The organism is Peribacillus sedimenti, assembly GCF_046237635.1.
In the GTDB taxonomy this organism is placed as follows: Bacteria; Bacillota; Bacilli; order Bacillales; family DSM-1321; genus Peribacillus; species Peribacillus sedimenti.
Window position 1 is genome coordinate 3,072,310 of the sequence record NZ_CP143547.1, and the last position, 15,428, is coordinate 3,087,737.

The 15,428-nt window shown below is 39.6% G+C and carries 16 protein-coding genes; 7 read left to right on the plus strand and 9 right to left on the minus strand.

Annotated elements, in window-relative coordinates; genetic code table 11:
- Nucleotides 1-469: 469 nt before the first annotated feature.
- The 5 genes from V1500_RS15185 to V1500_RS15205 form a co-directional block, all read right to left on the minus strand.
- The gene (locus V1500_RS15185) at nt 470-1,597 is read right to left on the minus strand and encodes a right-handed parallel beta-helix repeat-containing protein (protein ID WP_409300478.1); all 1,128 of its coding nucleotides are present in this window, start codon (nt 1,595-1,597) and stop codon (nt 470-472) included.
- Nucleotides 1,598-1,969: 372 nt separating this feature from the next.
- Nucleotides 1,970-2,800 (minus strand): glycerophosphodiester phosphodiesterase, encoded by an 831-nt coding sequence (locus V1500_RS15190; RefSeq protein WP_409300480.1) that lies wholly within the window; start codon nt 2,798-2,800, stop codon nt 1,970-1,972.
- 281 nt (nt 2,801-3,081) lie between these two features.
- Complete coding sequence (locus V1500_RS15195; RefSeq protein WP_409306008.1) at nt 3,082-3,399, minus strand: HupE/UreJ family protein; 318 nt, start codon at nt 3,397-3,399, stop codon at nt 3,082-3,084.
- Between the two features lie 99 nt (nt 3,400-3,498).
- Nucleotides 3,499-4,464: an alpha/beta hydrolase gene (locus V1500_RS15200; protein ID WP_409300482.1), complete on the minus strand. Its 966-nt coding sequence runs from the start codon at nt 4,462-4,464 to the stop codon at nt 3,499-3,501.
- 18 nt (nt 4,465-4,482) lie between these two features.
- Nucleotides 4,483-5,001 carry a helix-turn-helix domain-containing protein gene (locus V1500_RS15205; RefSeq protein WP_409300484.1) on the minus strand — a complete coding sequence of 173 codons (519 nt, stop codon included), beginning with the start codon at nt 4,999-5,001 and terminating at the stop codon, nt 4,483-4,485.
- A 708-nt stretch (nt 5,002-5,709) separates the two neighbouring features.
- Here V1500_RS15205 and V1500_RS15210 point away from each other — a divergent pair.
- On the plus strand, nt 5,710-5,946 hold the full coding sequence (locus tag V1500_RS15210; RefSeq protein WP_409300486.1) for a hypothetical protein: 237 nt from the start codon (nt 5,710-5,712) through the stop codon (nt 5,944-5,946).
- 279 nt (nt 5,947-6,225) lie between these two features.
- Nucleotides 6,226-6,504: an HU family DNA-binding protein gene (locus V1500_RS15215; protein ID WP_409300488.1), complete on the plus strand. Its 279-nt coding sequence runs from the start codon at nt 6,226-6,228 to the stop codon at nt 6,502-6,504.
- Nucleotides 6,505-6,897: 393 nt separating this feature from the next.
- Here V1500_RS15215 and V1500_RS15220 read toward each other — a convergent pair whose 3' ends face one another.
- On the minus strand, nt 6,898-7,401 hold the full coding sequence (locus tag V1500_RS15220; protein WP_409300490.1) for a GNAT family N-acetyltransferase: 504 nt from the start codon (nt 7,399-7,401) through the stop codon (nt 6,898-6,900).
- 243 nt (nt 7,402-7,644) lie between these two features.
- The gene (locus tag V1500_RS15225; protein WP_409300491.1) at nt 7,645-7,962 is read right to left on the minus strand and encodes a hypothetical protein; all 318 of its coding nucleotides are present in this window, start codon (nt 7,960-7,962) and stop codon (nt 7,645-7,647) included.
- Nucleotides 7,963-8,326: 364 nt separating this feature from the next.
- On the opposite strand from V1500_RS15225, the gene V1500_RS15230 reads away from it, so the two are divergent.
- The 5 genes from V1500_RS15230 (at nt 8,327) to V1500_RS15250 (ending at nt 13,460) form a co-directional block, all read left to right on the plus strand.
- Nucleotides 8,327-8,701, plus strand: coding sequence for a MerR family transcriptional regulator (locus V1500_RS15230; RefSeq protein ID WP_409300493.1), 375 nt, complete (start codon nt 8,327-8,329; stop codon nt 8,699-8,701).
- 47 nt (nt 8,702-8,748) lie between these two features.
- Nucleotides 8,749-9,510, plus strand: coding sequence for an SDR family oxidoreductase (locus V1500_RS15235; RefSeq protein WP_409300495.1), 762 nt, complete (start codon nt 8,749-8,751; stop codon nt 9,508-9,510).
- A gap of 551 nt (nt 9,511-10,061) precedes the next feature.
- On the plus strand, nt 10,062-11,279 hold the full coding sequence (locus tag V1500_RS15240) for an IS110 family transposase (RefSeq protein ID WP_409300497.1): 1,218 nt from the start codon (nt 10,062-10,064) through the stop codon (nt 11,277-11,279).
- Nucleotides 11,280-11,531: 252 nt separating this feature from the next.
- The gene (locus V1500_RS15245; protein ID WP_409300499.1) at nt 11,532-12,104 is read left to right on the plus strand and encodes an MEDS domain-containing protein; all 573 of its coding nucleotides are present in this window, start codon (nt 11,532-11,534) and stop codon (nt 12,102-12,104) included.
- 459 nt (nt 12,105-12,563) lie between these two features.
- Nucleotides 12,564-13,460: a PhzF family phenazine biosynthesis protein gene (locus V1500_RS15250; protein ID WP_409306009.1), complete on the plus strand. Its 897-nt coding sequence runs from the start codon at nt 12,564-12,566 to the stop codon at nt 13,458-13,460.
- Nucleotides 13,461-13,507: 47 nt separating this feature from the next.
- Here the strand turns inward: V1500_RS15250 and V1500_RS15255 are convergent, their stop codons facing one another.
- On the minus strand, nt 13,508-14,377 hold the full coding sequence (locus V1500_RS15255) for a LysR family transcriptional regulator (protein ID WP_409300501.1): 870 nt from the start codon (nt 14,375-14,377) through the stop codon (nt 13,508-13,510).
- A 435-nt stretch (nt 14,378-14,812) separates the two neighbouring features.
- Nucleotides 14,813-15,286 (minus strand): GNAT family N-acetyltransferase, encoded by a 474-nt coding sequence (locus V1500_RS15260; protein ID WP_409300503.1) that lies wholly within the window; start codon nt 15,284-15,286, stop codon nt 14,813-14,815.
- Nucleotides 15,287-15,428: the final 142 nt, after the last annotated feature.

Below are 15,428 nucleotides of genomic sequence, written 5' to 3' on the forward strand. Positions count from 1 at the left end.
TTTTTCCGCTCCGAAGAATTGGTTTGTTGTTTTTCTTCTGGAGCTTGCCAGACATCGCTTTTGCTAACTTGTTCTTCTACATGACGTTCAAGGATTTGATATTCTTCTTCCATCAATCCCGTATGCGAAATATCGTCGGTGACCACCACTTTAATGTTCTGGCCTGCTCGGTTTCTCTTTTCATCACCTGGGTGGCTCTTTACAATCCCTCCTCACTGCTCTGTTAGTTTTTTAATGACGAGCTCTTGGAGTACTTAACCAAGGACTCCTTAATAAGAACCAAGCAACATGGACAACTAATGCTAAATAAGATCCATAAGTCAACTGAATCATTGAATACACACCCTTTACAATTAGTCACATTGACAAGATACCATAACTCCAGCTAATCCGCCCATTCGCCCAAGGCCTCTCGGACACGCATACAAAAACGCACGCTACTATAGCGTGCGTAGGAAGGTTATTCATCCTAGTTATCATCTGACGAATAATCTTGAAGCTCGATTGCTGCCCTTCTATGGTTGGTAATCTTGTTTTCTTTGAACTCATTATTCTTTACACCATTCAGGGCGTGAATCCCAAATTCATAGTTCTTGTCGATATCATTGCCTTTAATGGTATTTTCAGAGCTGTAATTCAAGAAGATTCCACTGCCAAAGTTGTTAGTAGGGTCTGTCTCTGCCTTCGAACCATTTCCCACAATCATATTGTCCATTACGACCGTTTTTTTTGCGTTCCCTAAAAACACGCCGCCTTCTTTATTGTTTCGAATCGTATTATTTTCCGCACGAATGGTGTCACTGTTCACATACACAAAGGCCAATCCATATCCATCATTGTTTTCCATTACATTATGTGTAATCGTGACATGTTCCAGGATCTTGTCATATGGTGCATCACGTTCGAGATCGATCCCATGACTCGGACCAGTGCCATGAGTATTCTTAAATACACTGTTTTTCACGGAGATGTTCCGTCCGGCCACAATCGATAATCCTTGCCTGCGGTTATTATCCGCTGTTATTTTTTCTATTTTGATTCCATCCGGAACCTTTCCATCTGGGCTGCTGATCTCGATGCCATCTCCCCAAAAGTTTTTGAAGATCATGTTTGATATTTCTACGTTTGTGGCATGCCCATAGATTTGGATGCCATGGCCCCATTCCCCATTTGTGCCATCATGTTCGGTTCTGTCTCCAATCAACGTTCCTCCGGACAGTTTTACTTTATTCACATTCCCAAGTAAGAATATTCTATGTATACTTTTATTATTAGGACTAAGCTGTATGATCGCCTTATCTGCTAGTTTCACGTGCACATTACTTTTCATTATTAAGGCAGTACCGTGCGTATTAACCTCCACTTCATATGTGCCGGCAGGTATATAGACAATCCCTCCGCCCGATTTGGATACTTGATCGATTGCCTTTTGGATGGCTTGGGTGTCTAATTTTCCATCATTAGGGATGGCCCCTACTTTTGTCACATTGGTGGTGAAAGTATTGGAATTCTTTGAAGGGACAGCCGCACTGAGTAGAGCCAGACCCAACGTCGAATAAAGCAGAAAGCGATACTTCTTCCATGTCTTCTTCAACAAACCTATTTCCTCCTTTCTATAGGAAAATGCTTCCTTTAGCAATGGATTTCTTAAGCGATTCGAGAAATAAGGAAGTTTAACTCGAGGAAAGGGAATAGTTTATCATTCCTCAAGAAATGTTCTATATATAATACTAAATGTTCTTATTAAAAGATTCAATAATTTCTTAATGGAACAGTGATTTTACGAAAATACCGCACCGTATTGGGGTCGTGGACCATGTTTCACTCTTGTAAACAAAAAGCTATCCGTGGTTGGATAGCTTCTTTAAATTCGCATACATCATAAGGGCTAGATGAGGTTATGCTGAAATGCAAACATATATTGCTCATTGCAAACCGTAAATTTATACTTCGCCCCGCATGAGGTTCGTTAATTAGTTTTTCTTGGATCTACATAATCCGGGTAATCGGTTATGATTGCATCCACATCCATATCCAGAAGAAAATTTGCTGCTGCTTGGCTGCGAACTGTCCAGGAAGACATTTTCATTCCAAGCGAGTGAACTTCATTTACCAATTCTTCCGTAACTATTCCAGAGCTCGGATTAAAATAATCAGCATACAAAGCAAAGTCAGTTAAGGCCTGCTTTGTGGTATCTGCTTTAGAAGAAGTCAGTACACCAATGGGAACCTTCGGAAGAAGGGAATCCATCTTCTTCATTGAGTCGAAGTTAAATGATTGGATGATGATTTTTTCATTTTGAGGATGGTCAAGATTTCGTTCAATTAGTTCCTGTGCCACGCTTTCTTCAATTCCAGGATAGAGTTCTGGTGACTTTAACTCTATTAAAATACCAACTTTTCCATGATACAGGTCTAGTATTTCATCAAAAGTTGGTATTTTTTCTCCTGCAAATTGTTCTCCCTTGAAGCTGCCTGCATCAAGCGATCGTAATTGTTCAGAAGTTAAATCCTTTACATACCCGCTACCCTCTGTGGTTCGGTCTACTTTCGTATCATGAATAACCACCAACTCGCCGTCCTTGCTTCGTTGAACGTCAATCTCAATATAGTCTGCCTTCATGTCTACTGCTTTGTCAAAAGCAGCAATTGTGTTTTCCGGTGCATACCCGGATGCCCCGCGATGGGCTACATTATCCACTTTCCTTAACTCGCCTGCTGACTCTGCAGCAAAAGTCTGGCTAATCGGACTGGATAAAAGGGTTAGTACAAAGCCTGTACCAAGTAAAGTTTTCTTCATCCTCTCATCTCCCTTGTCGAATTGTGACAAGTTTATTGTATTTGAGAAACATTGAGCTATTATGTGATTGATATATTGGTTGTGTAACAAAATGTAAAGAAAATTCGATATTTTCGTCCTATTTTCATTTACAAAACCACGGAAAGCAAGTTCAACACACAAAAACGCCACCTTATTCGACAAGTTGACAAACATGCCTCTGCTTAAGAAATTCGGACTCAATTTCGTTGTGTTCCCGGCAAAAAAAAGCCTGCTATATGCAGACTTGTTTAATCGCATTGTTATACATAAGAAGGAATCCTCAGCAGGCCAGCTTCGTATAATTCTAAATTTGACGCGTTACCCAAAGAGTACTCTTCATTGTAAAAAAGCACGCATCCTTTCAATTCTTGGTGCTTATTCGTGTTAAAACGCACGTTGAATGAACCAAGCCAGGCCCATTGCAACGACTGCGGCAGATTTCCCGGGAGTACCCATTTGAACGAATGCAATTTTTTGATATACAGGAGAACTGGAAACACAAGTGATACGATGACGAACTGCCCTACTTCGATCCCGACGTTAAAGGACAGGAGCGAAGTAAACCATATAGCTGGTATCCAATTTCATTTCTGACACGAGGCCTGCGAATCCAAAGCATGGATCAGTCCGAAACCAAAAGCAATCCAGGGCTGTTGTTTTGATGTGGCCTTTTCCGTTTATCCCGCAATCTCATGCTCCAGGGCCTGAAAATTGTCATGCAGCCAGGCTTTGATATCCTTCAATGCTTCCGGATGCAGGGGACGCTTTGCGATTTCTTTAAAGCGTTTCCCAGATTTCAAAATGCTCCTCTCTTCATACTGGACCCTCAGTCCATGCTCCATTTGGGGAATGATCCGATACTCCGTCTTTCCTTTCGCAAGGGTGGAAAGCTCGGACAGCACATCCCCGTCTGCTAATGGATCCCGGTCCCCCACCAGGGCAAGAATCGGACAGTCGATGTCTTGCAATGCTTCCCTTGTGTCGCAGGCAGCGTGCTCCCTGTACCATTTTGCTGGCTGTCTGAAGAACAACTGGACCTTGATGATGTCCTCCTGGCTGCGTATGCATCTGTCTATGAATTTAGCTGCCTGCTTTTCCCCTTTTTCAGCAACCTTCAGCTTTCGAAGGATGGGACCTAGGAAAGGCTTTGTAAAAAGTTCCTCATTCATGATCCGACGCTGCTTTTCCAATGCCTGCATCAGGTTGTCGACCCCGCCTGACAGGAACAGGACTCCTCCAACCTTCATCGATGAAGCGACCTTTGTGGCGATAATCACCCCTTCGCTGTGACCTGCCAGTATGATCTTCTCCGGGTCTACGTTTGGGTGGGACCTAAGGAACTCGACCGCCGTGATGGCGTCCTCCGTCAGGTCGCTCAGTCCCGCCGAAAGCCAGTCCTCTTGATTCCGCCTGCCTGTCCCATGCTTATCGTATCTCAAGGTGATGAATCCGAGCCCTGTTATGTACTGGGCCAAATCCTTATACAGATTGGTCTGGAATTTCCCTTTCGAGCCGTTGCCGTCCCGATCAAGAGGCCCAGAGCCTGCAATCAAGAGGACGGCCGGGGATGTCCCTTCAAGATTAGGCATCCCTAATGTCCCGTAGATCTTATGCTTACCTCCAAAATTGATTTCTTTTTCCATATGAAACACCTCCATTTTTTATTTGTTTTCCGGAATGACGATCGTCGCCAGGTTCCTTGCTGTCCGTTCCTTCGAAGGTTCATTCTGCATGGCCTCTCCGATCAGCTTGCCTATGTTACGGGCAAGTTCCAAAAATTCCACGTCCGTCAGGTGCATCCTAGCCACCCGGTAAGAGACCCCATCCCGGACCAAGTCATAATCCGTCTCTAGATACCGCTCGTAGTCCCCCATTAATTGGGCGAGGAAGGAAAAGAACAGATCCATGTGCTGCTCTTTGGTGACATGCTCCAGGCCGTGATTCGACGGCTGTTTTAGGGCGTATACTTTCTCGGTCATCCCTCTTGCCTGGTTTTCCTGCACCACTTCGATGAGGCCTGCTTCCAGGAGTTTGTTCAAGTGGCGGTACAGGGTCGCCTGCGGCACATCCTTGATGTGGTCCATCAGGTTGAAGGCAGTCCGTCTCTTCCCTCCCACAAGCGACTGAATGATTTTCATGCGTACTGGATGCAGAATGAGCTTGGTTTTGTTGACATTCATATCATCACCCCTATTCTGTATAGTTTATTATCAAAAATGAGAATATTGCTCCAAAAAAATTTGCTGTATGTCTGAGACCCGATTTTCTCTATTATCAGTTTTGATAATAATGAAAAATTCCTCTTTTGTCAATTTGTTTTTCCATTTTTTTCTTAAATTTTATAAGGTGTATGCTTCATGTCGGAACGGTACCGGATGACCCCACGCGGGAAAGTCATGAACTATATCACCCGGATCTTCTTCCACAAGCCGCTCAGTCGGAAAGTTTTCCTGCTATTCTCTTTAGAATTTGTGCCGTAGTTTCCTCCAATTGAGAGAAATTCGAAGAATCGAAGGACTAATGGCCTCTAGCAAATGGAACGATATCAGAAACTATACAATGTTCTTTCCAAAAATAGAATTCTGCATCTTTTCTAGGACCGCCCATTTTAGTACCTTCTTGAATAAAGATTGATTAAATAAACAAACAATATGAATGTTCATGTTCGTTGACATGAAAACCCCGTAGAATCGACAATAAAAAAAGCCTTCGGTTGCCGGAGGCTTTTGACGTTTCATTCATTTTCCAGTAGACATTCAGGACCCGAACACTAATCAGGCTACTTTCTTTGGCCATTTGACGCACAAAAATCAACCAATTGGGCGGATTTCACATTATAACAAAGGGGATAATGGATGAAAGTATTATAAAGCGAGTACAGGAGAAAGTTGGCGAACGCCTTAGATATTCAGGAAATTGATATTCTTCAACACAAGCAGTTTGGAGGGGCGGCGGCCGTCTTTTTGGCCGCAGTAGAGTTGGACGATGTTGTTCTAAGCGTTGCTCATCAATATGCTTCTTCTGTTCCTCGAGCTCAGCACTCTTGGCATATGCCATTGCGTCCACCTTTCGGATGGGGACTAACTAGAAGTGAGGCAGTGAAGAATGTCCTAAGCGAATTTTAATTATTATAAAAAATCGTCCTGAATCATTTTGATCAGGGCGATTTTGTTTTTTTTTTCTTGTTCAACTAACCTTCCACTTTAGCAAAACAAGAAAAGCTGCCCAAAAAGGAACTCCTGATCTTCAGCTCTTGCCCCCGTTAGTTAAACAAGAATGTTAAGAAGAAGGATGAATCGCCGAAAAAAGTATGGAATTTGTTTTAAAGTTGCGAACTTATGTACCCTATGGTAAAACTAAGGTAAGCCATGAGGATAATTTTGTATTTTGAGGAGTGTTTTTTAGTGAATAAAACAGAATTCATTAATCAAGTAGCCAAAACCGCAGAACTCTCACAGAAGGATGCATCAAAAGCAGTTGATGCAGTTTTCGATAACATTTCTGAAGCATTAAAAAATGGTGATAAGGTTCAATTGATCGGGTTCGGCAACTTTGAGGTTCGTGAACGTGCAGCACGTACCGGTAGAAATCCACAAACTGGTGAAGAAATTCAGATAGCCGCTGGAAAGGTCCCTGCTTTTAAGGCTGGTAAGGCACTAAAAGATGCAGTAGCTGGAAAGTGAATTTTTTAAAAGTAATCAACAAAATGTCGATATCATATAAAGTATCGGCATTTTGTTTTTATAACGCCATGCTCCGTTAGTTTTAGAGGCCTTCTCTGCACGATGATCTCTAGCCTATTCGCTTTTCAGTTTCTTCACCTTCATTCATCCAACAAACCATAAGACAATCTCTCCTTATACATCCTCAACTGCAGTTACAAAATAAAGCTGCGTCATCAGCCGTTGTGTTTTCTACTAACGCCCCCTATCGTTCAAGTACATTGTTTCACAAACTTGTTTATAGTTAGGCTCTGTTAAATTTTAATGTTGATAAAGCGAATAATTTATAGGAAACCATCATAATATGGGCTTCCTTTATTCTTGTTTAAATTACGCACTCTGTCAGAATAAAAATTAAATTTTTAAAACCATTAAATCTTCATCAAAATACTCCCCGTTAAATTTTAGAGCATTCTTTTCAACTCCATAAATTTGGAATCCAAGAGACTTGTATAGATTCTTTGCGGGTTCATTATGGGATACCACTGTTAAATTAATTTGTTCCAAACCGATGCAATCTTTTGCCTTTCTTATCAGTTCAAGCAGGAGTGATTTTCCTAAACCTTGTCCTCGCATTTCTGGCTTCACAAACAACCCATAAACATTCCCTTTGTGGGCTGTTTTAAGACCACTTTCACGCATAAAAGTAACAATTCCAACTAATGAATTTCTATTCCCAAAAGCCCCCAAAACAAATTTGTCATCATTTGGTTTTAATCGTTCTACTACCGTTTCAAGAGTGAATTTAACCTCTCTCTCATAAGTTGAGCCAAATGCTTCCGTGTTGATTTTTAATGCACTCAAACGCAATTCTTGGTATAACCGAGCATCAGACTCATTTAAAATTCGGATAGTCATTGGCTTTTCCTACTTTCCTTTTGTCTTCTTTAGTTACAATTATCGGTTCAACTGACCCGAAATTTGACCGACGTCTATCATAAGTTTCTGTCATTTCAAATACAAATGATGTTAACAGAAGCTCTTAACTTCTTCATAAGAACATTAATACTTCTAATCTTATTTTACAGTAATTAGTCATTGCTCTTGTGATTTCTTCTTGAACAAACCTGCTCCGTTTGTTTAAGAAGGAATATTGGCTATTTATTCGCCACGAAATACATTTATCATATAAAGGTATGGGACAAATATTTGACAATGATCCATAGTTCTTGAAGCTAATATATTGTGGGGAAGTTCCATCCAATTAGAAGCGATATGATTGAGTAGTTTTGGCACATTGCCTTCAGATGTTTCTTCAATATTAAGTAAAGCCTCATACATTTGTTCAATCTTCCAATATTTCTCTACGGAGATAATTGACGTTTTTACTTCATATGCAGCAGCAAAATTCTTAAAGTTAACTACAAGATGATTAGCGTCTACTGAACCATCCGCCTCAATAAATAAAGTAATTTTCATATGTCGGTCTCCTTTGGTGACAAAAAGTTGGCTCAAGCCTTGTTCAGTTAACCTGTCCCTTTAGCGAAACAAGAAAAGCTGCGCAAAAAGCAGCTCCTGTTCTTCAACTCTAGCCCCCGTTAGTTTACGTTCACCTTTTCACATTTTTGTTTATAGTGAGGAATTATTGACGATTTAACTGTTGTGGTTCACATTATTATCTCAATTTAAAGAAATGTTGTTTTCCTTTGATTTACCTTTTGTGACGAAAAGTCTGAATTCATTAACTGGTACAGAATTCAAAATTTTTTTGTTGACTTAAACCACGGTTTAAGTTGTATCATAATCCTGTTGACAAGGAAAGATAAAATTTGGAGGTCTCCCGATGAAATATTGTTCAATTAGCGAAGCTGCAGCAAAATTCAATATTACAGAATCAACGTTACGATATTATGAAAAAAAGGGACTGCTGCCACTAATTGAGCGGGATGAGGCAGGTAGGCGGTTATTTTCGGAAGATCAAATTTCACTCCTTGAAACCGTTATTTGTTTGAAAAATACGCACATGCCCATTAGTGGTATTAAGCAATATATTGATTGGGTTGTAGAAGGAGACAAAACCATTGAACTCCGGCTTGAAATGATGAGGAAACACAAGCAGTCAGTGCTAGATGAAATTTCGTTAATGACAGAATCTTTAAAGAGGATTGACTTAAAAATTACACGTTATACAAAACGACCTGTTCCAGAAAAAGTATAAATTAGTTTTTATTAAGTGAAGAGAATAATTGGAAAAGAGGAACTAAAATGAAACTATCAGGAAATACAATACTTATTACAGGTGGAAGTGCTGGGATAGGATTAGCTTTTGCAGAACGCTTTATAAAGGCGGGAAATAAAGTTATCGTTACTGGTCGACGTGAAAATGCACTTCAAAATGCAAAAGAAAAATTCCCAGACCTTATTACTCATGTAAGTGATTTGAGCACTGAATCTGAGCGTATATCATTGTTTGATTGGGTAACTGAGAACTATCCAGAAGTGAATGTGTTAGTGAACAATGCAGGGATTCAACAACGCTTTAATGTTTTAAAAGCAGATGCGAAGAACAATTGGAATTACTTCAATAAAGAAATCACAACAAACATTGAAGCTCCTTTCCATCTGTCTATACTATTTGCTACATTTTTCTCTACAAAAGAAGAAGCGACTATCATTAACGTCACTTCTGGGTTAGCTTTTACTCCGTTTGCCATTGCTCCGATCTATTCAGCAACGAAAGCGGCACTTCATTCATTTACAATGAGTTTACGACACCAGCTTTCTGATTCATCTGTAGAAGTAATTGAAGTTGCTCCTCCAGCAGCGAATACTGATTTAGGCGGAGCAGGGCTGCATACTCATGGAGAGCCGTTAGATGATTTCGCAGATGGGATTTTTAAAGGATTGGAAGAGGGTAAACAAGAAATTGGATATGGAACTTCAATAGAACGACTGCGCATGTCACGAGATAAAGTCGATGAACACGTAGAAAATATGTACAATGCAATGAAAAATACAATTGAATAACTAGCCTTTCTTCATGTTGGACATGAAGGGCAAAAAACTCGCTAAAGTAGCGAGTTTTATTTATTCCATTGCTTATTAAACTCCCTCAGTATGATTCGATTTTCTCCCAAATGCTCGCTCATTCGCAGGATTTCAATCTCCTTGCTCTTAAGTCACAAAACTGTCTCTTTTTTTGTTTTAGGGGGTAAAAAAGAAGTCATATTTCTTTACTGTCGTTCAACTAACCTCCCCTTTAGCGAAATAAGAAAAGCTGCCCAAAAAGCAGCTTCTGATCTTCAGCTCTTGCCCCCGTTAGCCCTCCATGAATCGCAAAACCGGCGATTCACCACAGAGAATGAAAATGGCTCCAAACCGTCGATACTGTTCTTAGGCTGGATGAGGAAGGTCGATGAACTATGGTGCCATAGAGCCCATCCGTTAGTCTGACTCCAACGACCACGGTGCACCACCGACTGTCGCTCCCCTTCCGGGGAAGCACTTATGGTAGATTAATCCTAATTCTGGTTGCTGCACCAGCCTCTATTTTAACTAGCCAAGAAAGGAAAAGTTCAATGGATGTAATCATTGAAAGAGCTTGCGGGCTGGATGTACATAAGGACAATATTACTGCCTGCATCATGACATCTGAAGGAAAGGAGGTTCGCACGTTTTCTACTAAAACAATCTTCCTCTTGGATCTAATCGATTGGATTAAGGAACAAAAGTGCAGTCACGTTGCGATGGAAAGTACAAGTGTTTACTGGAAACCAGTCGTCAATCTGTTGGAAGCTGAAGGTATTGAATTTCTCGTGGTCAATGCCCAACATATGAAATCTCTTCCCGGTCGTAAGACCGACGTGAAAGATGCCGAATGGATTGCCCAATTACTAAGACACGGATTGTTAAAGGCAAGCTTTATCCCGAACAGGACACAACGGGAGCTTAGGGAACTAGTCCGTTATCGCCGAAGCATTATCGAAGAACGTGCCCGGCAACACAATCGGATTCAAAAGGTGCTTGAAGGAGCGAACATCAAACTTGGTTCTGTCGTTTCGGACATCATGGGTGTTTCGGCAAAGGACATGCTTCATGCTATCGCAAACGGTGAAGACGACCCTGAGAAACTATCAAATTTGGCACGCCGTACAATGAAAAAGAAGAAAGATGAACTTGAGCTGGCTCTTCGAGGCTATGTAAACCCACATCAGCGATTAATGCTTAAAACAATTTTGACTCATATTGATTTCCTCACTGAACAGATCGAGATAATCGACAAGGAAATTGCCGAGAGGGTAAGCGAATATCAGGAAGATATCGAACGGCTTGACTCCATTCCTGGGATAGCCACAAGGATGGCTGAACAAATACTCGCTGAAATTGGTACTAATGTGGGTTCGCAGTTTCCTAGTGCTGCACATTTATGTTCCTGGGCAGCCTTGGTTCCTGGCCACAATGAAAGTGCTGGAAAGCGGAAATCTGCAAGAGCCAAAAAAGGTAACAAGTATCTCCGTTCTGCCTTAACTGAAGCAGCCCAATCAGTAAGGGGTTCGAAGAACTATCTCGGTGCCCTATACAGGCGGACAGCCGGACGAAAAGGAAAGAAACGTGCAGCCATTGTAGTCGCACATGCGATGTTGCGTATCGCGTATTACCTTCTCACCCGAAAAGAAATGTATGTTGATTTGGGTGAGGACTACTTTGACAAGCAAAGACAAGTTTCAATCGTACGGCATTCGGTTCGGAGACTGGAGAACTTAGGATATACAGTGACCATTTCGGAAGCATCCTAGTCTTTCAATAATCGATTCAGGAATCAGACGCTCTCCTTTTTAAAAAACTGATTGAGCTGCGTCTATTTAAGTATGGCCATTTTCCTGAAGTTACAGAATTTAATTTTCATGGTAGTTTAAGTGAGCATAATATAACTGCTTATCAAATGGGCATTCTTGGTTAGGATAATAGTGCCCTGAATGGGGTATTTATATGTATTGTCGCTTAATACACACTTAACTGCATTTAAAATATTTATAGGAGTTGGATTTATGAAAAATCATAGTATTATGGGCTATTCGAAAAGCAACAAACCAGATGGAGCACATATTTTCTATTCGTTTGATACCACTGAGAAATATATAGAAAATGCCCTGCTGTTTATAGAGAAAGGAATTCAAGAAGGAGAGAGGGTCATATTTATAGAAAATGACAGACTATTCCCTTTGATACAAAAAAAAATCCCATCAACAATCAGGTTAAACGATTCAGACAAAATTCATCATATTAATAATTATGATTTTTACTACTCTAGTGGCGATTTTCACCCTAAATCAATTAATAAATATTTCGCAGCAGTAGTCTCACCTTATGTTGAAAAAAATATCCCTATTCGAACATGGGCTCATGTTGAATGGGGAAATCACCAGGAAATCGCTCGTATAATTGAGGAATTTGAAACTGAAGCTCAAGTAAATGTTTCAGCAAAAAAATCCATTTCAGTTTGTGCGTATGAAAGTGATAGGATAACTCCCGAAATAAAAAACTCCTTAATGAAAAGTCACGGTTATTATATGACTGACAATAATATAAACCCAACAAATTCACATGTAGTCCAAATATAACATTGTATAAGACCGCGTATTCTTCAGCGGTCCTTTTTTATTCCAAATCAAATGTTGATTTATCCTCATTTAGGGACACTCGACTTTCTACCACATTTTGGTTTTCCTTCTTTAACCAACCTGCCCCTTTAGCTCAATAAGAGGTATTTAATAAAAACAGCCGTTAATCCTTCCCATATCAACGCCCCCATTAGTTAAAGTACAAAACTTCACAAGCTGCAACTTATAAAAGTGTAATGTTAGTTTATTTTTTTAGAAAAAAGCCATTGGAATTCGGATTGCTCTATTACTTTCTGAACTGTTACCATAAATTATGAAACGGTTCCCCAAAATAAATCTAAATGAGCTTAGTATGCATTAGTGTTTCCGATTTATTTAATCAAAAATATTCATTTTACTAATGCATCATCAAGGCATAGTATGGAGGTATCAAAAAATATTTGAAAAGGAGTTAATATGATGAGAGAAATAAGAGTTTATCATGTTGATGCATTTACAACAGAAAAATTTGGAGGTAATACAGCAGGTGTCGTGTTAGATGCAGAAAAATTAAGTGAACATGAGATGCAAAGTATTGCAAAAGAATTAAATTTACCCGAATCCGTATTTTTACTGCCTTCAAATAATGAGGACATTGATTATAAAGTGAAATACTTTACTCCGGCTGAAGAAATCAACTTTTGCGGGCATGCAACTGTTGGGTTAACCTGGCTTTTGGCAACTGAGTTTGGCCTAGCAGAGAAAAAAGGAGGGATTGTATTAGAAACGAATATAGGTAAAATACCGGTTGTATGGCATAAAGAAAATGGAAACATAATTAATGTGGAGATGACACAAGTTACTCCAAAAACGCAAGTTTTCGAAATTGACCTGAAAGAGCTTAGTCAGTTGATTGGCGTCAAAACTGAAAGCATCGACCTAACCTATCCAGTCAAATTAGCGAATACCGGAAACTGGCATTTGCTTGTTCCTATTAAAAATCAAATGTCCATTGACAATGCTATGCCAGACTTCGCGGCTTTAGGGAGGCATAATAAAGAACATAATATCAGCACGACACATCTTTATACTTTTAATACCTCGAAAGAATGTGATTTATATACCAGAGATTTCGCACCGGGAATTGGCATACCTGAGGATCCCGTAACGGGGGCAGCAAACGGAGCATTAGCTGGTTTCCTCTATTTAGAAAGTGTTTTACCTCAAAGTGAGACGACACACCTTAAAATAGCTCAAGGGGATGCGATTGGAAGACCTGGAATGCTTTACGTGACTGTCATTCCGAATGACTTAGAACCAGTCATTAAGGTAGCAGGAGCAGCAACCATTACCATTCGCGGGATCTTAACGATATAAACATAACAGCTTGAATGAAGGACTTTCTTAAGGACTTCTTATTCAAGCTAGTCTTGTTTAAATTGTTCTTTTATAGTCCCGATAAATTTGTTTATGGAAGGTGCCGCTTGCTTAATGGATTTTAACGCTATACCTATTTCACGAAACAAACCCGTTTCAAGAGGAATCCCTTTCATGTTTGGAATATTTTTCGGTATGACCATTTCTGGAATAATCGTGATCCCTAGCCCTTCTTGAACCATAGAAATGATTGTATTGTTATCTTCTATTTCAAAAATAACATTAGGATGTACATTATTTTCTCTAAGCAGCCTCTTTATTAAAATATCACAACCTGCTTTTGGCATAATAAATGATTCATCATGAATTGATTCGACTTTAACTGGTTTCAGTGTGTTGAATCGATGATTTTCAGGTACTAAAACAAATAATTCGTCTTTTAGTAATGGAATGGTATCAAATTCTCTAACTGGAAGCGCTAAAAAACCAATATCAACCGTTCCTGAAGTGAGCCAATCTTTGATATCGTCGTAGCCACCTTCATATAACTCTATCTGGATGCCAGGATATTTATTTATGAAGTTATGAATGAGACCTGGAAGAAATCTAGACGAAAAACTGGGGAAAGTCCCGATTTTAATCTTTCCTACTTCGATTCCTTGTATAAGTGCCGCTTCCTGCTCAAGCAATTTTGCATGATGAATGAGCTGACGAATATGCGATAAAACTCGCTCTCCCGCATCAGTTAAAGATATTCCATTCCGATTACGCCGAAGCAATACGATTCCTAATTCTGTTTCAAGTGTTGAAACGTTATGACTAACTCCTGATTGAGACAACCCTAGTTTTTCGCCGGCTTTTGTAAAGCTGCCGCTTTCAACAACCGCTAAAAAAACTTCGTACTGAAAAATAGTCAATATCATCCCCCCATTCATTCCTATAGTAAACTTTATTTTGGACTTTACTGCATTTAGTTTTTTTGTTTGCAGCCCATCTATCGCCCAAGAAATCGGTAGGATATTCCACTATAAACTGAATCTATTTTAATAATATAGAAATAAAGATATCTTGAGTATACTAGATGAACCTTTTGTTTTCCTTGAAGGTTATTCATTTAACCAACATCATTTACTTATGGTAGGGTTCACGGCTATTGATGCTAAATTAATTCTTAACTATCTGCCTCGAGTGCTACACGAAAGTTAAAAACCACTCTTCAACTAAACTGCCCCTTTAGCGAAACAAGAAAAGCTGCCCAAAAAGCAGCTCCTGATCATCAGCTCAAGCCTCCGTTAGCTCAATAAGAGGATTTAATAAAAAAGGCCGTCAATCCTTCTTGGATCAACGCACCGTTAGTTAAACAAAAACTTTTTCATAGGTAAAAACCTTAACCCCTGAACTTCCTGTTCTTCATCGGTTTTCTGAAATCCTAGTTTTTCATAAGCTTTTATACCATAAGGAGAGGAATTAACTGTAATAAAATCTAAATCCGGACATTGCTTTAGTATTTTATTAACAGCAGTAGCTAGTAAGGACTTTGCAATGCCACGATTTTGATATCTACCATCAACATAAAGCATTGAGATGTGCCTATAATCACTAATTTCCATTACTCCAGCCATAAAATTGTCCACAGAAGCTATTAAAACAAAATGATTTTCTCTGCTTCGCTTTTCGATAGCAGCAGGTTCGTTTATTCTCTTAAAAGTAAAGATACCTTCTTTAGAGTAATCAGGAGCTATAAAGTTATTAAAAACTCTGTGAACAAATTGAGAAACTTCCTTTACCTCTTCCAGATTCATTTGACGAATCAATATTTTAGTCATTCCATCACCTAATTTAATTTTAGTCTTTTATATTTCTGAAGGGGTCATGACCAGTCCTGCATCCTGGATTGTTGATTTCCGGCCAAAAGAAAAGCCCTATCAAGCATAAGGCGGTAAATTCTGAACTAATGTTTTCCGTTAT